The following is a 19,740-nucleotide window of genomic DNA, read 5'->3' on the forward strand; positions in this document are numbered from 1 at the left end:
GATGTCATGGCATAGGCAATCGGGAGTGCGGCAGTGAACAACGAAATCGAGTCCTTAACCTACTACGCGGCGACCAAAAAATACGATCTGCGCTTCCCGACGCTGGAAGAGGATCTGGACGTCGACGTGGTGATCATCGGCGGCGGCTTCTCCGGCATCAACACCGCGCTGGAGCTGGCGGAGAAGGGCATCACCAACATCGCCATTCTCGAAGGCCGCTATCTGGGCTACGGCGGCACTGGGCGCAACGGCGGCCAGGTGATGGCCGGCATCGGCCACGATCTGGAGAAGATCAAGCGCCACGTTGGCCCGGCCGGGCTGGAAACCATCTTCAAAATCAGCAATCTCGGCGCCGGCATTATCCGCGAGCGCATCAAGAAATATGACATCGACGCCGACTTCTGCTTCGGCTACGGCTATCTCGGCAGCAACGCGCGCCAGGAGAAGACCCTGCGCGGCTGGCTGAAGGAGTTCAAGGCGGTAGCGCCGCAGGAGGAGATTGAGCTCTACACCGGGGCGGAGGTGAAGCAGGTGGTGGGCTCCGACGCTTACACCTGCGCGCTGAAACACATGGGCGGCGGCCACGTGCATTCGCTCAACCTGCTGCTGGGCGAGGCCAAGGCGCTGAGCGGCTACGGGGTGAAAATCTTCGAGAACAGCAGCGTGCTCAACGTGGAGTACGGGCCGCGCATCACGGTGCGCACCGCCATGGGCTCGGTGCGCGCCAACAAGATGCTGTGGGCCTGCAACGGCTTCCTCAACGGCATGGAGCCGCAGATCTACCGCAAGACCATCAATACCTACGCCTTCCAGCTGGCCACCGAGCCGCTGTCTGACGATCTGATCCGCCAGATCAGCCCGATCCGCGGCGCCTACAGCGACATCCGCCCGGTGATCGACTATTACCGGGTGACCAACGAAAACCGGCTGCTGTTCGGCAGCGCCACCCGCTTGCTCGAATATTTCCCGTCGGATCTCAAGGCCTGGAACCGCAACCTGATGCTGAAGGTGTTCCCGTACCTGAAAGACGTGAAGATCGATCTGGCCTGGGGTGGCCCGCTGTGCTGCAGCGCCAACCTGTTCCCGCAGATCGGCACGCTGCCGGATCGCGACAATGTGTTTTACGTACAGGGCTACTCCGGCTTCGGCGTAACGCCGAGCCACATCGTGTGCAAGGTGCTGGCGGAGGGCATGAGCGAAGGATCCGATCGTTACGATCTGATGAGCTCGATCCCGCACGTCAACATCTTCGGCAAGGACAAGCTGCGGCGGGTGATGACCACCGCCGGTAAGGTTTGGCACCAGACATCCGGCTACTGGAAAGGCCGCCGTTAACCCTCAGAGGAGAATCTCATGAAACCGTTACTGCTTAAACAACCGCTGCCGGAACTGCTGGAGATCGGCAGCGTCAGCAACCTGGGCGCCACGGTGATCGCCGGCACGCCAAACGTCGGCGTGGCCAGCATCTTCGGCGAACCGACCGACAACCTGAACTGCGGCGTGTTCAGCTGCACCCGCGGCAGCTTCGTGATGGAGTATCCGTTCGCCGAGCACGCCACGGTGTGGGAAGGCAGCGCGACCCTGACCAACGAACGCACCGGCGAATCGGTGCAGTATCAGGCCGGCGATTCCTGGTTCGTCGAGAAGGGTACCCCGGTGCGCTGGGACATCACCTCGGATCGCTTCGTCAAACACTACCTCGCCATCGTCGAAGGCTGACGCCGTCATGCCCCCCTCGGCCCGCTGAGGGGGAGCGCCTTAGCCTAACGCCCGCGCAATAAAATCGGTCATCCGCTTGAGGATCTGATCCTTATTGGTTTCGTTAAAGCTCTCGTGCCGCCCGCCCGCATTGATCATCCGTTCGAAATCGTCGCCACGCAGTCGGTCGAGCGCGGTTTGCGTTTCGCTCATCAGCACCAGCCGATCGTCGTCGCCGTGGATCCACAGCGTGGGCAGCGCGCCGAAGCCCGGCCCGGCGTTGATGGCGGCGAGGATCCGCTGCATGGCGCGCAGGGTGGGGCGCTTGAACGGCCCGTGCCACACCAGCGGATCTTCCTGATAGGCCGCGCCGACCGCCGGATCGCGCGCCAGGGTGGCGGTATCCAGCGGCGCGTCGGGGATCGTCGGCAGTTCGGCCAGATCGGAGATCGCCGTTCTGTCGCCAAGCAGCGGGCCGGACAGCACCAGCGCACGCACCTCCTCGCCGTAGCGCTGCACGTAGCGGGTGGCGATCATGCCGCCCATCGAGTGGCCGATCACCACCAGCGGCAAGGTGGGGTATCGCTGCCGGAAATGGCTGACCACGCGCTGCACGTCGTCGACCACGGCGTCATAATCTTCGATCAGCACGCGTTCGCCCTGCGACAGGCCGTGGCCGAGGTGGTCGGGGCCAAACACCCGCGCGCCCTGTGCCTGCAGCGTGCGCGCCACGTATTGGTAACGGCCGAGGTGCTCGCCGTAGCCGTGTATCAGCAGCGCCAGATAGCGCGGCTGGTCGTTTCCCCAGTCGTGCACGGCGATGTCGCCGTGACGGCCTTTGATAAAGCTGACGGTTTGTTCGGGCATCTTATTGTTCTCATGGTGGGTAGGGTTGCCCTTCAGCGTAGCGGCTGGCGGCGAGGTTGTCAGGGGCGCCGGGTGCGGCGCCCGCAAAGAGGGGATTACAGGCCGAACTGGCGCGCCAGCTCGTCGAGCGCTTCGCGCTGGAAGCGGTTGAAGGCGTCGCGCGGCTGCTGTTGCTGGATAAACGCTAGCAGCGGATCCTGCACTTCAGTGCGCACGCCGCTCAGTTGTTCCATCACCGCCAGCCCGCAGAACGGTACGTAGGACTCGGCGTAGCCGCCTTCATGCACCATCACCAGCTTGCCGCCGCACAGCCGGTCGGCGGCGTTCTGCACCAGCGCGGTCATGGCGCGGAAGCTGTCGCTGTGCAGCTGCATGCGCGCCAGCGGATCGAGGGCGTTGGCGTCGTAGCCGCAGGCGACGATGATCAGCTCCGGCTCGAATTTTTCCAGCGCCGGGATGATGATGCGCCGCATAGCGTGCAGGTAGCCGTCGTCGCCGGCGCCGGCCAGCATCGGCACGTTAACGTTGCAGCCCGCCCCGTCGCCTTCGCCGCGATCCCGTTCGCCGGAATAGCCCGCCGGGAAGCAGCCGTCCTGATGCAGCGACAGCGTCAGCACGTCGCCGCGCTGCCAATAGATGTGCTGGGTGCCGTTACCGTGGTGCACGTCCCAGTCGAGCACCGCCACCTTGCCGAGGCCATGGCGGGCCTTGGCGCGCTCGATGGCGATGGGAATATTGGCCAGGAAGCAGAAGCCCATCGATTGATCCGGCAGGCAGTGGTGGCCCGGCGGGCGCGACAGCGCATAGGCGTTATCCAGCTCGCCCTGCAGCACCGCCTCCACCGCCGCGCAGGCCAGCCCGGCGGAGAGCTTGGCGATTTCATAGCTGCCCGGCCCCAGCGGCGCTTCCTCTCCCAGCAGGCCGCCGCCGCTGTCGCTCACCTGTTTGAAACGCTGCAGGTAGTGGGCGGGGTGAATGCGCAGCAGGTCTTCTTCCGTCGCCGGTTCGGCGCTCAGCAGGGTGAGCTGGCGCGACAGGCCGGACACGTCCATCAGGTTCTTCATGCGCCGTTTGGTTTCCGGCGACTCGGCGTGGCCGGCGCCCGAAGGCGGTTGCACCCAGCCGCCGACCGGCAGGGTGGTGGCGTGCAGGCCGGTGCTGTGCCAGAAACAGCGTTCATCAAACAAGAAACCGGTTGTTCTTTTCACCTTTCTCCTCCTGTTATACGGCGCGGTGCGCGCGGTGAAGCCAGCGAAATCAACAGCAGCGACAGCAGCGCGCAGCCCAGCGCGCCGAACAGCAAAGCGTTGAAACCGCCGAAAGATTCGATCAGAGAGCCGGCCAGCGTCGGGCCGATGGCCATACCGCCGCCGATCACCAGGTTGATGCCGTTCATCAGCTTGCCGTCGTTATCCAACCCGGCGACCCGCGCCAGAATGAACGGCAACACGAAGGTCCAGGTGAACTTGAACAATAGAGCGGCCAGGGCGAAGCGCAGCAGCAGGGGCTGGCCCGTCAGCAGCGCCACGCTGGCCAGCAGCAGGGCGTACCCCAGCACGATCAGGCGTCCGCCGCCGAAGCGCGCGCCGATCAGCGCCGCGGCCCCCGCGCCGACGATGCCGAGCAAGGTGGCGACGGCCAGCACCTGGCCGCTGTGGGCCGGCGACAGCCCGGCGCCGGCGGCGATGCCGCCGATAAAGGTCCAGACCGCGCTCAGGCTGATGTAAAAGGTCAGCACCGCCAGCACGGCGCACAGCTTGCGCGCCAGCGAGGCGGCGGGGCCGCTGCGGGCGGCGCGGGCGGCGGTGAAACCGTTGGGGAATGCCGGGATGAGCGGCAGGCAGCACAGCATGATGGCCGCCAGAATCAGGTAGACCGCCATCAGGCCGAAGTGCGCGAACAGCGGCGGTAGCACCAGCAGCCCGACCGCGCCCAGCACCAGTTGGCCGAGCACCCAGAAGGCATAGACTCGGCTGGGATTGGCGGTGCCGGCGGCGCAGGTGATGCACAGGATCATCAGGGTGCCGCCCGCCAGCGAGGCGATAAAGCGCAGCGGCAGCAGCAGGGTAAAGTCCTGCACCAGCGCCGAAGCCAGGTTGCCGACGATAAACACCAGCGCCGACAGCGTAGCGACCCGCCGCCAGTTGATGCGCCCGATCCACCACCACGCCGGCAGCGTGGCCAGGCTCATGGCGCCGAGTTCGGTGGAGAACAGGTGGCCGATCTGCGCCGGGCCGAGCTGCCATTGTGCGGCGAGCTGGGCGGCCACGGCGGGGGCGGTCATCAGAATGCCCGGCGCGATGGCGGCGAAGACGATAATGGCGGTCAGCAGCCGCGGCGGGCAGGGGAGCGCCGCGCCGACGGCGGGCGCGGAAACCGAATCACTGGACATAAACCTTTTCCCCAAGCGTTGAGTGACGATGAAATATCCCGCCCGGCCCGATTGCGGGCAGGGGGAGGCCGCGCCATAAATGGCGAATACGTTTTGGCGTTATTTTCCGGCCGTCGGCAGCGGCGGCCGTTATCGGGCGTTAACCGTGGGCGAGAAAGCCGCCGGCGACCAGTTCGGTGCGGTTCACCACGTCGGTTTTGGCGAAAATATTGCGCATATGGGTTTTCACCGTGGACAGCGAAATGCCCAGCTTCAGGGCGATGCGCTTATTGCTGGCGCCTTCGCGCACCATGTTGACGATCTCTTGCTCTTTGGCGGTCAGCAGCTGCGCCTCGCCGTCGGGCAACAAATCGCGCGTCGCCAGCTCGATCAGCGGCAGCACCGCGCGCAGGCGGCCGCGCTCCACTTCGGTAAACGGCGTATCGCGGATCAGCGATACCCCGGCGACGATGCGCTTGCGCTGGCGGATGAAGATCTCCGTCATGTCGCGCATGTCGTTCGGCAGCATAAAGTCGTGGTAATAGCGGCGGTTGCCGGCGATCGCCGCCGGGCTCATGCCGACCATGGTGATGTCCTGGCGATGGAAATTGGCCGGCTGCAGCGGATCTATCTGCTGGAAGTGGTTCAGATACTGCTGATGCGTTTTATCGGGCATGCCGTGCAGGATGTAGTGATCCGGCCGCAGGTCGCGATCGACCAGATAAAACACCCCGGCGGACACCGGGATCAGGTGCGTGATGGTCGCCAAACAACTGTTGATAAAGGCATCGGATGCGGTGCTGTGCATGATTCGTGTTCCTCCCTTTATCATTCAATCTGGAGAAGGTTGGCGGTCAATATATGAACGATACAAGCATAGTTGTAGCAATTTGGCAACACAATAAAAACATATTAACAACGTGAGGCCGATTGCAATAAAACACATAAATAACAAGATGACACTGCGTTAATCAGGGCTTTTCAGTTCGGATTTATCGCGATTTTCATTAATAGGTTAATGAAATAATTCACCGCTTTTCCCGCTGAATTTACAGCGCTTTTCAATGTTTGTCCGGGTGCAGCCCTCGCCGCCCTGCGCGTGCTACAACCGGCACGACTGGAGCCGTTCCTCGTTCTTAAGAACGATAGCCAGGCTTTTCCGCCGCTTCCTACACTGCGAATTGAAGATAGCGCCAGGCGGCGCCAAACGTATAAGACGAAAAAATGATGACCTTTCTCGGGCTGAGGCGTCGGGTTGTTCAGTCCGCATGACCATACGGGGAACGAACGATGCAGAAAAAAACGTTGGCGGTGGCGTTGAGCGGCGCCTTATCGGGCCTGGCGCAGGGGGCGGACGCCGATCGCCCCAATGTGCTGATCATTCTGGTGGACGACATGGGCTACTCCGACATCAGCCCGTTCGGCGGCGAGATACCGACGCCCAACCTGCAGGCGCTGGCCGAACGGGGCGTGCGCATGAGCCAGTACTACACCTCGCCGATGTCGGCGCCGGCGCGGTCGATGCTGATGACCGGCAACACCAACCAGCAGGCCGGCATGGGCGGCATGTGGTGGTATGAGAGCACCGCCGCGCAGCCGGGCTATGAAATGCGGCTGACCGACCGCGTGACCACATTGCCGGAGCGTTTTCGCGACGCGGGTTACGCCACCATGATGGCGGGCAAATGGCACCTGGGCTATGTCGACGGCGCCAAACCGACCGATCGCGGCTTCGAGCGCGCCTTCGCCTTTATGGGGGGCGGCACCAGCCATTTCGACGATGCGAAACCGCTGGGCACCGTGGAGGCGTTCCATACCTTCTACACCCTGAACGGCAAACGCGTGTCGTTGCCCAAAGATTTCTATTCCAGCAAGGCCTATGCCGATCAGCTGGAACAGTGGATCCGCGATACGCCGCAGAGCAAACCCGTCTTCGCCTATCTGGCGTTTACCGCGCCGCACGATCCGCTGCAGGCGCCGGATGACTGGATCGCCAAATTCGACGGCAAATACGACGCCGGTTACCAGCAGGCCTATCAGCAGCGCATTCAGCGCCTGAAGGCGCTGGGGTTGATTTCCGACCGCACGCCGATGCCGACGCTGGCGCTGGATAAGGCCTGGAATGCGCTGACGCCCGAGCAGCAAAAATATGAAGCCAAGACCATGCAGGTGTACGCGGCGATGATCGCTTACATGGACGATCAGGTCGGCGCGGTGCTGAACACCCTCAAGCAGACCGGCCGTGACCAAAATACGGTGATCGTGTTCGCCACCGACAACGGCGCCAACCCCGCCAGCGGCTTCTACTACGGCTCGAAGCCGGAGTATTGGCGGCAGTTCGACAACAGCTACGCCAACCTCGGCCGCAAGGGATCGTTCATTTCCTACGGGCCGCACTGGGCCAACGTCAGCAACGCGCCGTACGCCAACTACCACAAAACCACCAGCGCGCAGGGCGGCATCAATACCGATTTCATCATCTCCGCGCCGCGGCTAAAGGGGCGTGGCGGCATCGACCGCACGCCGATGGCGGTGTATGACATCGCCCCGACGCTGTATGACTATGCCGGCATCGACGCCAACAAACCGCTGAAGGCCAAACCGACGCTGCCGATGGTCGGCGTCAGCTTCAAGCGCTATTTCAGCGGCGAGGCCGACGGCGTGCCGCGCGCGACCTACGGCGTGGAGCTGCATAACCAGGCCGCCTATGTGGACGGCGTCTGGAAGCTGCGGCGGTTGGTGAAGGCCGGGCCGACGGCGCAGATGGCGCCGTGGGGGCTGTTCAATCTGCATGACGATCCGCTGGAGACGCGCGATCTGGCCGCCGCCGACCCGGAGCGGGTCAAACGGCTGAGCGAGGCGTATCGCCGTTTTGCGCAGCAGAGCATGGTTATTGAAGCCAAAGGTGCAGCGATCGACTATCTCGGCGTCGACGCCAACACCGGCGACTACATCGGCCTGGATCCGCAGACCCACAAACCGTTGCCGCAGGCGGCGCCATGAACCTGGCCCAGCTGCGCGCGCAGCAGATCCCGGTAGAGAGCGAACCGCGCGCGGCGGCGCCTTTTCATTTGCTGGTGAAACCGATCGGCGCCGGCTGCAACCTGGGCTGCCGCTACTGCTACTACCCGCAGCGCCAGCAGGAGCGGATGCGCAAGATGGACGACGACCTGCTGGCGGAATTTATCCGGGGCTATATCGCCGCCCAGCCGCGTTACAGCCGCGAGATCAACTTCGTCTGGCAGGGCGGTGAGCCGCTGCTGGCGGGGATCGGTTTTTACAAGCGGGCGCTGGCGTTGCAACGCCGCTACGCGCCACCGGGCGTGCGGATCAGCAACAGCCTGCAGACCAACGGTACCCTGCTGAACGACGCCTGGTGCCGGCTGTTCCGGCAGCATCACTTTATCCTCGGCGTCAGCCTGGACGGCGACCGCGAGGTGCAGGACGCCCACCGGCCGGACAAGCGCGGCGGCGCCAGCTATGACGCGGCGCTGCGCGGCATTGCGCTGTTGCAGCGCCATCAGATCGACTTCAACCTGCTGATGGTGGTGCACGACGGCGTCGCGGATCGCGCCGAGGCGATCTACGATCATGCGGTGGCGATCGGGGCGCGCTATCTGCAGTTCCAGCCGCTGATGCTGGAAGGGGACGCGCCCACCGCCGGCTATGGGTTGAGCGCCGCCAACTGGGGGCGCTTCATGCTAGCGGTATACCGCCGCTGGCGTAGCCGCGGGCACGTCGGCCAGGTCTTCGTGATGAACATCGAGCAGGTCTACGCGCAGTATTTCACCCACGTTAGCCCCAGCTGCGTACACGCCGAACGCTGCGGCGGCAATCTGGTGATGGAGCCGGACGGGCGGCTTTACGCCTGCGATCATCTGATCAACGCGCAGCACCTGCTCGGCCATGCCGATCGCCACACGCCGCTCGCCACCCTGTCGGCAAGGGCGGCGGAGATGCCGTTCGGTAAAAACAAGAGCCTGCGCCGCGAGTGCCAACGCTGCAGCGTGAAAAGCGTCTGCCAGGGCGGCTGCCCGGCGCATGTGGGCGAAGATCGCTACAACCGGCTGTGCGCCGGCTATTACGCCTTCTTTTCCGCGCTGCTGGCGCCGCTGCGCGCCTACCCGCGCAGCCCGCAGGGGGCGATGCAGTGGCGCGCCGCCGTGAGCGCGGCCGCAGGTTGAAAGCGTCTCGTCCTTAAGGACGATAGTCAGCATTTTCCTTTCCTCTCTATAGTGAGATTACCGCCGCTGGCGGTGAAAAACCTGCAAGCACCTGCATGCATCAGGCCAAAACTATAAGAGGAAATAACCATGAACCTGTCGTCGCGGTTGCACGCCCACCTGGCTCGAGGCAAGGTCGGCTTTCCCACCACCCTGGCCAGTTCGGTCGGGGTGATCATGGCCAGCCCGGTGATCCTGACGGTCACCAGCGGCTTCGGCATCGGCGGCGACACCTTCGCGCTGGCGATGCTGATCGCCTTCATCATGATGCAGGCGCAGCTCACCACCTTCTCCGAAGCGGCGGCGCTGCTGCCAACCTCCGGTTCGGTTTACGACTACATCTCCTGCGGCATGGGGCGCTTTTTCGCCATCACCGGCGCGCTGTCGGCCTACCTGATCGTGCACATCTTCGCCGGCACCGCCGAGACCATTCTCTCCGGCATCATGGCGCTGGTGAACTTCGAGCACCTCAACACCCTGATGGAAAGCCACAACGCCTCCTGGATGGTCGGCGTCGGGCTGGTAATCGTGTTCGGCCTGCTCAACGCGTTCGGCATCGAGGCCTTCGGCAAGGCGGAGATCGTGCTGACCTTCGCCATGTGGAGCACGCTGGTGATTTTCGGCATCGTCGGGCTGCTGTCGCCGCATGCGGTGCCGCTCGAGGGCTGGTTCGGCAGCACGCTGAGCCTGAACGATCCCTTCGCGGTGTTCAGCCTGATAGGCATGGCGATGTTCATGTTCGTCGGCTGTGAGCTGGTGACGCCGATGGCGCCGGAGATCAAACGCTGCGATCGGGTGATCCCGCGCGCGATGGCGCTGGGGCTGTGCGGCGTGGCGGTGTGCATGGCGCTGTATGGCGCGGCGCTCAGCCACCAGGTGGAAAACGTGGTGATCGACGCCGCCAGCGGCACACGCCTGCTGGAAACGCCGATGGCCATCCCGGCGTTCGCCGGCCAGGTGATGGGCCAGTTCGGCAAATATTGGCTGGGCGTCGGCCTGCTGCTGGCGGGTGCCGCGACCATCAACACGCTGATGGCGGCGGTGCCGCGCATTCTGTACGGCATGGCGCTGGACGGCGCGCTGCCGCGCATGTTCGCTTATCTGCACCCGCGCTTTAAAACGCCGGTGGTCGGCATTCTGGTAGCGGTATTGATCCCCTGCGTACACGCCTTCGCCATTCAGGGCAACCTCGACAGGATCATTCCGCTGGTGCTGGCGGCGGTGTGCGCCTGGGGCGTCGCCTACCTGCTGGTGACCTGCTCGGTGGTGATCCTGCGCGTACGCCGCCCCGATCTGCCGCGCGCCTATAAATCGCCGTGGTTCCCGCTGCCGCAGATCGTTTCCAGCGTTGGCATCGTGCTGGCCATCGTTTACATCACGCCGCCGGGAATGAACCCGAGCGATATCTACATTCCCTTCGGCTGGATGATCGGTCTGACCGCCGCCTATGCGCTGTTCTGGACGCTGTGCGTGCAAAAAGTGAATCCGTTCAAGCCGGTGCCGGTCGAGCAGGTGCTGGAGAACGCGTTCGCCAAGGGTGAAAACGAGGAGGCGCAGTTTGATCGGCTTACTTCCCTCACTTAATCGCGCCTGGCGGCGAGCGCCGTCGGGCTATCGGCCGGGCGCCGCGCTGGATCGTCTGGCGCGCAACCTGGAACCCTACGCGTGCGAACGCCTGGCGCCGGGCCTGCTGCGGCTGACGCTGCCGCAGGGGCCGCAGATCGAGGTCAGCGAACAGGTGCAGGGGCTGTTTATGGCGCATATCGTCAGCCACCGCTTTCGGTTGCAGGGCCCGTGCGCGATGCAGCTTCCGCTGACGCTGGACGTGGTGACCGGCGGCTGGCTGCGGCGGCGCGGGGTGCGTTATCTGCTGCGCCAGCGCCATGCGGCCGCGCAGCGGGTGCTGGACGGCCTGCAGCGCTACCCGCAGATCGGCGAGACGCTGGCGCAGCTGGATTTTCGCCGCGTGCGGCTGACGGTGAACGACGAGCGATGGCAGGTGGAGATTGAGCATTTCGCCGCGTCGGAGGTGGTCAGCCGTTTGCCGGCCGGCCGCCGCTATCTGCGGCTGGATGCCGAACAGCGGCGGCTGCTGTTGAGCAGCCTGCTGATGATTGGCCAACTGATGGAGAAGCTGAATCATGAATAGAGTGGTTGTGATTACCGGCGGCGGCACCGGCGTCGGCGCCGCCTGCGCCCGTCTGCTGGCGGCGCAGGGCGATCGGGTGTTCATCATCGGCCGCCGCCCGGAACCGCTGGCGGCGCTGGCGCAAGAGATCGGCGCACAGGCGCTGGTGGGCGATGCCGCCAGCGGCGAGAGCTGGAACCACGCGCTGCTGCCGGCCATTCTGCGCGAAGCCGGGCGCATCGACTGCCTGATCGGCAGCGCCGGCGGCATGGGCTTCAAGCGCATCACCGAGATGACCGACGCGCAGTGGCAAGGGGCGATGGACAGCAACCTCAACAGCGCTTTCGCCAGCGCGCGCGCCTGCCTGCCGGAGCTGATTAAAAGCGGCGGCAACCTGCTGTTCGTGGCCTCGATCGCCTCGCTGGCCGCCGGGCCGGAGGTCTGCGGCTACGTCACCGCCAAGCACGCGCTGATCGGGCTGATGCGCTCCATCGCCCGCGACTATGGCCCGCTGGGCGTGCGTGCCAACGCGGTGTGCCCGGGCTGGGTGACCACGCCGATGGCGGACGAAGAGATGCAACTGCTGATGGACGCCCATCAGATTTCGCTGGAGCAGGCTTACCAGATGGTCTGCCGCGACGTGCCGCTGCGCCGCCCGGCCAGCGCCGAGGAGATCGCCCGCGTGTGCCGTTTCCTGTGTTCCAGCGAGGCTTCAATCATTACCGGCGCGGCGCTGGTGGCCGACGGCGGCTCCACCATCGTCGATGTGCCGACCCTGGCTTTCACTTCCCTGTAAGGAGCATTTCCATGAGTTCAGAAGCGGTATTCATTCAGGTTGGCGCGCTGGCGGAAGGCTTTGCGCCGCACAGCAATACGCTGGAACGGCAGCACGGGCTGGCGGGCACCACGCTGACGCTGCGCTTTAGCGACGGCGCGACGCAGCGTTGCCGGTTTACCGACGAGCAGACGCTGGAGTGGAGCGAACGGCGCAGCGTCGCCTATCGCGCCACCAGCATTCGCCCCGGCGTGCTGTTCATCGATTTTCTCGATCCTGCCCGCGCCAACGCCAGCATTACGCTGGTATGCGACCGCAATCAGGGCAACTTCACTGCGGTATACGGCCAGCTGCCGGACGAAGCGCAGGCGCGGCTCGACGCCTTCAGCCGGGTGGAGCAGGGGCTGCCGCTGACCGCGGTCGAGGCCGAATTCCGCTTCGGCACGCTGGATGACGCCGACGTGGCGCCACCGGGCTTTACCGATGAGCTGATCGGCATGCGCAACATGTACACCTACAGCCCGACCGAACGGTACGAGCACATCTACCTGAACGACAACTTCTACGCCTGGCAGTGTCTGGACGGGGTGGAGAAAGGGCTGGCGGACGTCGATCGCTGCCACTACGTGAAGGTGGCAGAGCAGCTTTATCTGTTCGTCTGGCGCGAGAAGATCATCCCGACGCTGGGCGTGGTGATGATCGATCTGCAGGGCATGCGCACCGACGGCAAGATCCTCGGTTATCAGGGCAGCGATTTCAGCGCGCTGAGCAACTTTGCGGTCGGCGCCCATGCGCAGGTGCTGAACACCACGCGCCACCCGCGAGGATAGGGTGATGAGCGCAACCTATGCGGCCGACGCCTTCGCGGGGCAGGCGGTGCTGGTGACCGGCGGCGCTCAGGGCATTGGGCTGGCGATCGTCAGCGCCTTTGCCCGCCTGGGCGCCGAGGTGACGATCGCGGACGTGCAGCTGCCGCAGGCGCAGGCGGCGGCGCAGGCGCTGCGGGACGAAGGGCTGAGCGTGCAGGCGCTGGCTTGCGATCTGGCCGAACCGGGGCAGATCGCCGAGCTGGTGACGGCGGTAGGTGAGCGGCATCAACGGCTGGACGTGGTGATCCACAACGCCGCTTACTTTCCGCTGACGCCGTTCGCCGCCATCGACGCGGCCCTGCTGCAACGCACGCTGAGCGTCAATCTGATGGCGCCGTTCTTTCTGGCGCAGGCGGCGCTGCCGTGGATGCGCCGCCGGGGCGGCGGCTGCCTTCTGGTGACCTCGTCGGTGACCGGTCCGCGGGTGGCCTACCCGGGGCTGGCGCACTACGCGGCCTCCAAGGCCGGGGTGAACGGGTTTATTCGCGCGGCGGCGCTGGAGCTGGCGGCGGAGAACATTCGCGTCAACGGCGTGGAGCCGGGGATGATCCGCACGCCGGCGATGGCCAACCTGGGCGACGCGCAGGTAAATCAGGCGATCGCCGCCTCGGTGCCGCTCGGGCGGCTGGGGGAACCGGAAGACATCGCCGCGGCGATGGTGTTTCTCGCCTCGTCGGCGGCGGCCTACATCACCGGCCAGACGCTGGTGGTGGACGGCGGCGCGCTGCTGCCGGAAACGAATTCTCTGCTTACCTGACGCTGCAGCGTTGTTGGCTGCAACGTCAATTAATTTGAGAATTCCGGTTGGTTAAATCACTGCTTGGCGGGATGCGCGGTGACGTTGGCGGGCAGGCTGTCACCCAGCGTGATCAGCTCGTCCAGCAGCGTCATCAGCTGGTCCATTTTCTGCCGCGAGAAAGCGGCTTCAATCTCGGCGTAGCCCTGTTCCACCTGGTGGCGCGCCACTTCATACAGATCCTGGCCCTGCTGGGTCAGCGACACGTACAGCTTGCGCTGATCGTTGACCGGCTTCAGGCGGAAGATCAGCTTGTCACGCTCCATGCGCGACAGAATGCCGGTCAGGCTGGGGCGCAGAATGCAGGTTTCCGCCGCCAGCTCGTGGAATTCGATCGAGCGGCTGTTGGCCAGCACGCGGATGATGCGCCACTGCTGTTCGGTCAGATTGTGGCTTTTCAGGATCGGGCGGAAGAACCCCATGGCGGTTTCACGCGCCTGCAGCAGGGCGATGGTTAACGATTCATGCATAAGTTTGGCCTTAGCTATCAAGGTGTTCGTTGTTACGGCGCTCGTTATGGGGGCGCCTGCCCCGCAAAGCCCGATTTTGTTAATAACTTAATAGTAGCCAAAGTTACCCGTAGGGATAAAGCAAAAATGCAGGGCGCAGCGAAAAATGGCGCGAAAAATGATTAATGCATTGAATAATCACGCTAATGTTCGTTATTTGTGAATATTTTGTTATCACGATCACAAATCACTCCAAGCGCGTTGCGTAAAAGCTGCACAGCGTATAAAAGTAATCATTAATATATTAATGAATGCCGGTTGTCATGTTTTGCCATTGGAGGAGTTCGCATGAAAGGCACCGTATTTTCCGTTGCGCTGAATCACCGCAGCCAACTGGACGCCTGGGATCAGGCGTTTCACCAGTCGCCGTATCAGACCCCGCCCAAAACCCCGGTCTGGTTTATCAAACCGCGCAACACCCACCTCGCCAACGGCGGGGCGATCCCGTTTCCGGCCGGTGAAACCGTGCACAGCGGCGGCACGCTGGCGGTGATCATCGGCGATACCGCGCGCAAGGTGCCGGTGGCGCAGGTGGGCCGTTATCTGGCCGGCTACGCGTTGGCCAACGACGTCAGCCTACCGGAGAGCAGCTTCTATCGCCCGGCGATCAAGGCTAAATGCCGCGACGGGTTCTGCCCGTTGGGGGAGATCGGCCAGCTGGCGAATGCCGATCGGCTGGAGATCGTCACCGAGATCAACGGCGTGGAGCAGGATCGTTGGTCCACCGCCGATCTAGTGCGCTCGGTGCCGGAGCTGATCGCCGCCATCAGCGACTTTATCACCCTGCAGCCGGGCGATGCGGTGCTGATCGGCACCCCGCACCAGCGGGTGGCGATCAAACCGGGGGATGAGGTGACGGTGCGCGCCGCCGGCCTGCCCACGCTGACCAACCGCGTCACCCAGGCAGGAGCCGCATCATGAAACATGCCCGTATTCGCCATCATGGCCAGATCTTCAACGTGCAGGTGGACGAGCAGCTGCGCGTCACGCTGCCGAACGGCGAGGTGCTGCAGGAGCGCGAAGTGGAATGGCTGCCGCCGGCGCAGGGCACGGTGTTCGCCCTGGGGCTGAACTATGCCGACCACGCCAGCGAGCTGGAATTCAAGGCGCCGGAAGAGCCGCTGGTGTTCCTCAAGGCACCGAACACCCTGACCGGTCACCGCCAGGTGTCGGTGCGCCCGGCCGGCGTGGAGTACATGCATTACGAAGCCGAGCTGGTGGCGGTGATCGGCAAGACCGCGCGCAACGTCAGCCGCGAGCACGCCATGGAGTATGTGGCGGGCTACACCCTGTGCAACGACTACGCCATTCGCGATTACCTGGAAAACTACTACCGGCCGAATCTGCGGGTGAAGAGCCGCGACACCCTGACGCCGATCGGGCCTTACATCGTCGATCGCGACGACGTCGCCGATCCGCACCGGCTGGCGCTCAGCACTTACGTCAACGGCGAGCTGCGCCAGCGCGGCAGCACCGCCGACATGATTTTCGACATTCCGTTCCTGGTCGCCTACCTGAGCGAATTCATGACGCTGCAGCCGGGCGACATGATCGCCACCGGCACGCCGAAAGGGCTGGCCGACGTGCAGCCGGGCGACGAAGTGGTGGTGGAAATCGAGGGCATCGGCCGTCTGGTTAACCACATTATCAGTGAAAAAGATTACGAGGAGAGCCTGCGATGAAAACCATCAACCACTGGATCAACGGCAAGAACGTCGCCAGCAAAGAGTACTTCACCACCACCAACCCGGCGAACGGCGAGGTGCTGGCGGAGGTGGCCTCCGGCGGCCAGCTGGAGATAGACCAGGCGGTGGCGGCGGCGAAAGAGGCGTTCCCCAAGTGGGCCAACACGCCGATGAAAGAGCGCGCGCGCCTGATGCGTCGCCTGGGCGAGCTGATCGATCAGAACGTGCCGCAGATCGCCGAACTGGAAACTGCCGACACCGGCCTGCCGATCCACCAGACCAAAAACGTGCTGATCCCGCGCGCTTCGCACAACTTCGAGTTCTTCGCCGAGGTGTGCCAGCAGATGAACGGCAAGACTTACCCGGTGGACGACAAGATGCTCAACTACACGCTGGTGCAGCCGGTGGGGGTGTGCGCGCTGGTGTCGCCGTGGAACGTGCCGTTCATGACCGCGACCTGGAAAACCGCGCCTTGCCTGGCGCTGGGCAACACCGCGGTGCTGAAGATGTCCGAACTGTCGCCGCTGACCGCCGATCGCCTGGGCGAGCTGGCGCTGGAGGCCGGCATTCCGGCCGGGGTGCTGAACGTGGTACAGGGCTACGGCGCCACCGCCGGCGACGCGCTGGTGCGCCATAAAGACGTGCGCGCGGTCTCCTTCACCGGCGGCACCGCCACCGGCCGCCGCATCATCGAAAGCGCCGGGCTGAAAAAATTCTCCATGGAACTGGGCGGCAAGTCGCCGGTGCTGATCTTTGAAGACGCCGACATCGAGCGGGCGCTCGACGCCGCGCTGTTCACCATCTTCTCGATCAACGGCGAACGCTGCACCGCCGGTTCGCGCATCTTCATTCAGGAGAGCATCTACCCGGAATTCGTCAAACGTTTCGCCGAGCGCGCCAACCGCCTGCGCGTGGGCGATCCGCAAGATCCCAATACCCAGGTGGGGGCGCTGATCAGCCCGCAGCACTGGGAAAAAGTCTCCGGCTATATCCGCCTCGGGGTGGAAGAAGGGGCGACCCTGCTGGCCGGCGGCCCGGACAAACCGGCCGGCTTGAGCCACGGCAACTTCCTGCGCCCGACGGTGCTGGCGGATGTCGACAACCGGATGCGCGTGGCGCAGGAGGAGATCTTCGGGCCGGTGGCCTGCCTGTTGCCGTTCAAATCAGAAGAAGACGGCCTGCGCATGGCCAACGACGTGGAGTACGGCCTGGCGTCGTACATCTGGACGCAGGATGTGAGCAAGGTTCTGCGCCTGGCCCGCGGCATTGAAGCGGGCATGGTTTTCGTCAACACCCAAAACGTACGCGATCTGCGCCAACCGTTCGGCGGCGTGAAAGCCTCCGGCACCGGCCGCGAAGGCGGCGAATACAGCTTCGAAGTGTTCGCCGAAATGAAGAACGTGTGCATTTCCATGGGCGACCACCCGATCCCGAAATGGGGCGTTTGAGCCTCAGGCCACAATAATAACGAAAGAGATGAGAACAATGACGACAAAACTGACCACTGATGCTGTCCCTGCTCCCGACGTCGTGCGCTGTGCCTACATGGAAATTCAGGTCACGAACCTTAAAGCCGCACGCGAATTTTACGTCGATATCCTCGGCCTGGTCGTGACCGCCGAAGATGACAAAACCCTCTACCTGCGTTCGATGGAAGAGTTTATTCACCATAACCTGGTGCTGCGCGAAGGCCCGGTCGCCGCCGTGGCGGCGTTTGCTTTCCGCGTGCGCACGCCGGAAGACGTCGATCGCGCCGAAGCGTATTTCAAGGCGCTTGGCTGCCGTACCGAGCGGCGGGTGAACGGGTTCGCCAAAGGCATCGGCGATGCGGTGCGGGTAGAGGATCCGCTCGGTTTCCCGTATGAGTTTTTCTACGACGTGCAGCACGTCGAGCGCCTGGCCTGGCGCTACGATCTGTATACGCCGGGCGCGCTGGTGCGCCTCGACCACTTTAACCAAATCACCCCTGACGTGCCGCGCGCCGTGGAATACATCCAGGGGCTGGGCTTCCGCGTAACGGAAGACATCCGCGATGAAGACGGCGTGGTTTACGCCGCCTGGATGCGCCGCAAGGCGACGGTGCACGATACCGCGATGACCGGCGGCGCCGGGCCGCGCATGCACCACATCGCCTTCGCCACCCATGAAAAGCACAATATTTTGGCCATCTGCGACAAGCTCGGCGCGCTGCGCAAATCCGATTTGATCGAACGCGGCCCCGGCCGGCACGGCGTCTCCAACGCGTTCTACCTCTACCTGCGCGATCCCGATGGCCACCGCGTGGAAATCTACACGCAGGATTACTACACCGGCGATCCGGACAACCCGACCGTGACCTGGGACGTGCATGACAACCAGCGCCGCGACTGGTGGGGCAATCCGGTTGTGCCGAGCTGGTATACCGAAGGATCGCTGGTGCTGGATCTCGATGGGCAGCCACAGCCGGTCATCGAGCGCAGTGCGCCCAGCGAAATGGCCGTCACCATCGGCGCAGACGGTTTTTCCTATACCCGTGAGGGCGATACGGAAAAAGGTTTCAAGCTTGGCAATACGCTGTAAATGCCGCTGCGCGGGCCGCGCCCGCGCATATTTGCCGTCTGGAGAACGCTATGCCCCATTTTTACGCTGAATGTACCGACAACATCCGCCGCGAGGCGGATTTGCCCACCCTGTTCGCCAAGGTCAACGAGGCGCTGGCGGCGACCGGCATTTTTCCGCTGGCCGGCGTGCGCAGCCGCGCCATCTGGCTCGACACCTGGCAGATGGCCGACGGCAAGCAGGACTACGCCTTCGTGCACATGACGCTGAAGATCGGCCACGGCCGCAGCCTGGAAAGCCGGCAGCAGGTGGGCGAGATGCTGTTTGCGCTGATCAAGGAACACTTCGCCGCGCTGATGGCGCAGCGTTACCTGGCGCTCTCTTTCACCATGGAAGAGCTGGATCCGGTGCTGAATTACAAACAGAACAATGTCCACGCGCTGTTCAACAAGGCGTGAATAAGGGGTCGTAAATGCTGGATAAAGAGCAGGTTAACCGCGCCGTACAGCGCCTGCATCAGGCGGAAAAGAGTCGTGAACAGATCCGCGCGCTGTCGCTCGATCATCCCGAGATCACCATCGAAGACGCCTATGCCATTCAACGCCAGTGGGTGGAGCTGAAGATCGCCGAGGGGCGTACGCTCAAAGGCCACAAGATCGGTCTGACCTCGCGCGCTATGCAGGTGAGCTCGCAGATCACCGAGCCGGACTACGGCGCGCTGCTGGACGACATGTTCTTCAACGACGGCAGCGACATTCCTATCGATCGCTTTATCGTGCCGCGGGTGGAGGTGGAGCTGGCGTTCGTGCTGGCCAAGCCGCTGCGCGGGCCGAACTGCACGCTGTTCGACGTCTACAACGCCACCGACTACGTCATTCCCGCGCTGGAGATCATCGACGCGCGCAGCCACAACGTCGATCCCGAGACTCAACGGCCGCGCAAGGTGTTCGACACCATCTCCGACAACGCCGCCAACGCCGGGGTGGTGATGGGCGGGCGGCCGATCAAGCCGGATGCGCTGGATCTGCGCTGGATCTCCGCGCTGCTGTACCGCAACGGCGTGATTGAAGAATCCGGCGTGGCGGCGGCGGTGCTCAACCACCCGGCCAACGGCGTGGCCTGGCTGGCCAACAAGCTGGCGCCGTATGAGGTGGAGCTGGAAGCGGGGCAGGTGATCCTCGGCGGCTCCTTCACCCGGCCGGTGCCGGCGCGGCGCGGTGATACCTTCCACGTCGACTACGGCCCGATGGGCTGCATCAGCTGCCGCTTCGTCTAAAAAGC

20 protein-coding genes are annotated in these 19,740 nt (G+C 64.0%); 15 read left to right on the forward strand and 5 right to left on the reverse strand.

The genetic code is table 11. From position 1 onward, the window contains the following. Positions 1-33: 33 nt before the first annotated feature. Positions 34-1,335 carry an NAD(P)/FAD-dependent oxidoreductase gene (locus ACUXAC_RS14720; protein WP_089186814.1) on the forward strand — a complete coding sequence of 434 codons (1,302 nt, stop codon included), beginning with the start codon at positions 34-36 and terminating at the stop codon, positions 1,333-1,335. An 18-nt stretch (positions 1,336-1,353) separates the two neighbouring features. Beyond that, the gene (locus ACUXAC_RS14725; RefSeq protein WP_015376517.1) at positions 1,354-1,719 is read left to right on the forward strand and encodes a cupin domain-containing protein; all 366 of its coding nucleotides are present in this window, start codon (positions 1,354-1,356) and stop codon (positions 1,717-1,719) included. Positions 1,720-1,758: 39 nt separating this feature from the next. Here the strand turns inward: ACUXAC_RS14725 and ACUXAC_RS14730 are convergent, their stop codons facing one another. The 4 genes from ACUXAC_RS14730 to ACUXAC_RS14745 form a co-directional block, all read right to left on the reverse strand. Beyond that, positions 1,759-2,565: an alpha/beta hydrolase gene (locus ACUXAC_RS14730; protein ID WP_149570987.1), complete on the reverse strand. Its 807-nt coding sequence runs from the start codon at positions 2,563-2,565 to the stop codon at positions 1,759-1,761. A 95-nt stretch (positions 2,566-2,660) separates the two neighbouring features. Further along, positions 2,661-3,773, reverse strand: coding sequence for a class II histone deacetylase (locus tag ACUXAC_RS14735; protein ID WP_102985494.1), 1,113 nt, complete (start codon positions 3,771-3,773; stop codon positions 2,661-2,663). After that, positions 3,770-4,957: an MFS transporter gene (locus ACUXAC_RS14740; protein ID WP_049235384.1), complete on the reverse strand. Its 1,188-nt coding sequence runs from the start codon at positions 4,955-4,957 to the stop codon at positions 3,770-3,772. The genes ACUXAC_RS14735 and ACUXAC_RS14740 overlap by 4 nt, the downstream gene beginning before the upstream one ends. Positions 4,958-5,096: 139 nt before the next feature. Then, positions 5,097-5,744, reverse strand: a complete 648-nt coding sequence (locus ACUXAC_RS14745; RefSeq protein ID WP_038878402.1) for a helix-turn-helix transcriptional regulator — start codon at positions 5,742-5,744, stop codon at positions 5,097-5,099. A 482-nt stretch (positions 5,745-6,226) separates the two neighbouring features. Between ACUXAC_RS14745 and ACUXAC_RS14750 the strand changes: the two genes are divergently transcribed. From ACUXAC_RS14750 to ACUXAC_RS14780, 7 genes are all read left to right on the forward strand, one after another. Beyond that, positions 6,227-7,939, forward strand: a complete 1,713-nt coding sequence (locus tag ACUXAC_RS14750) for an arylsulfatase (protein WP_454266743.1) — start codon at positions 6,227-6,229, stop codon at positions 7,937-7,939. Beyond that, positions 7,936-9,120: an anaerobic sulfatase maturase gene (locus ACUXAC_RS14755; protein WP_319856758.1), complete on the forward strand. Its 1,185-nt coding sequence runs from the start codon at positions 7,936-7,938 to the stop codon at positions 9,118-9,120. The genes ACUXAC_RS14750 and ACUXAC_RS14755 overlap by 4 nt, the downstream gene beginning before the upstream one ends. A 129-nt stretch (positions 9,121-9,249) precedes the next feature. Further along, positions 9,250-10,743, forward strand: coding sequence for an APC family permease (locus tag ACUXAC_RS14760; RefSeq protein ID WP_033648536.1), 1,494 nt, complete (start codon positions 9,250-9,252; stop codon positions 10,741-10,743). After that, positions 10,718-11,308, forward strand: a complete 591-nt coding sequence (locus tag ACUXAC_RS14765; protein WP_454266744.1) for a DUF3156 family protein — start codon at positions 10,718-10,720, stop codon at positions 11,306-11,308. Before ACUXAC_RS14760 ends, ACUXAC_RS14765 begins: the two co-directional genes overlap by 26 nt. Next, positions 11,301-12,083, forward strand: coding sequence for an SDR family NAD(P)-dependent oxidoreductase (locus ACUXAC_RS14770; protein WP_033648535.1), 783 nt, complete (start codon positions 11,301-11,303; stop codon positions 12,081-12,083). The genes ACUXAC_RS14765 and ACUXAC_RS14770 overlap by 8 nt, the downstream gene beginning before the upstream one ends. An 11-nt stretch (positions 12,084-12,094) precedes the next feature. Next, a complete protein-coding gene (locus ACUXAC_RS14775; RefSeq protein ID WP_454266745.1) occupies positions 12,095-12,892 on the forward strand; it encodes a MoaF C-terminal domain-containing protein in 798 nt (265 codons plus the stop codon). Between the two features lie 4 nt (positions 12,893-12,896). Beyond that, positions 12,897-13,688 carry an SDR family oxidoreductase gene (locus ACUXAC_RS14780; protein ID WP_454266746.1) on the forward strand — a complete coding sequence of 264 codons (792 nt, stop codon included), beginning with the start codon at positions 12,897-12,899 and terminating at the stop codon, positions 13,686-13,688. 56 nt (positions 13,689-13,744) lie between these two features. Here the strand turns inward: ACUXAC_RS14780 and hpaR are convergent, their stop codons facing one another. Continuing rightward, positions 13,745-14,197, reverse strand: a complete 453-nt coding sequence (gene hpaR / locus ACUXAC_RS14785; RefSeq protein ID WP_004933183.1) for a homoprotocatechuate degradation operon regulator HpaR — start codon at positions 14,195-14,197, stop codon at positions 13,745-13,747. Positions 14,198-14,524: 327 nt separating this feature from the next. Between hpaR and ACUXAC_RS14790 the strand changes: the two genes are divergently transcribed. The 6 genes from ACUXAC_RS14790 to hpaH are packed head-to-tail and all read left to right on the forward strand — an operon-like array spanning position 14,525 to position 19,735. Beyond that, positions 14,525-15,157, forward strand: a complete 633-nt coding sequence (locus ACUXAC_RS14790) for a fumarylacetoacetate hydrolase family protein (RefSeq protein WP_454266747.1) — start codon at positions 14,525-14,527, stop codon at positions 15,155-15,157. Continuing rightward, the gene (locus ACUXAC_RS14795) at positions 15,154-15,918 is read left to right on the forward strand and encodes a fumarylacetoacetate hydrolase family protein (protein ID WP_049202355.1); all 765 of its coding nucleotides are present in this window, start codon (positions 15,154-15,156) and stop codon (positions 15,916-15,918) included. Before ACUXAC_RS14790 ends, ACUXAC_RS14795 begins: the two co-directional genes overlap by 4 nt. Beyond that, positions 15,915-17,369: a 5-carboxymethyl-2-hydroxymuconate semialdehyde dehydrogenase gene (gene hpaE, locus ACUXAC_RS14800; protein WP_033636981.1), complete on the forward strand. Its 1,455-nt coding sequence runs from the start codon at positions 15,915-15,917 to the stop codon at positions 17,367-17,369. The genes ACUXAC_RS14795 and hpaE overlap by 4 nt, the downstream gene beginning before the upstream one ends. Before the next feature lie 37 nt (positions 17,370-17,406). Continuing rightward, positions 17,407-18,480, forward strand: a complete 1,074-nt coding sequence (hpaD, locus tag ACUXAC_RS14805) for a 3,4-dihydroxyphenylacetate 2,3-dioxygenase (RefSeq protein ID WP_087762955.1) — start codon at positions 17,407-17,409, stop codon at positions 18,478-18,480. A 50-nt stretch (positions 18,481-18,530) separates the two neighbouring features. Continuing rightward, positions 18,531-18,917, forward strand: coding sequence for a 5-carboxymethyl-2-hydroxymuconate Delta-isomerase (locus ACUXAC_RS14810; protein ID WP_004933172.1), 387 nt, complete (start codon positions 18,531-18,533; stop codon positions 18,915-18,917). A gap of 14 nt (positions 18,918-18,931) precedes the next feature. Further along, positions 18,932-19,735: a 2-oxo-hept-4-ene-1,7-dioate hydratase gene (gene hpaH / locus ACUXAC_RS14815; RefSeq protein ID WP_004933170.1), complete on the forward strand. Its 804-nt coding sequence runs from the start codon at positions 18,932-18,934 to the stop codon at positions 19,733-19,735. The last annotated feature ends 5 nt before the right edge of the window (positions 19,736-19,740 follow it).

It is taken from the genome of Serratia sp. 121840015-1 (assembly GCF_053627655.1).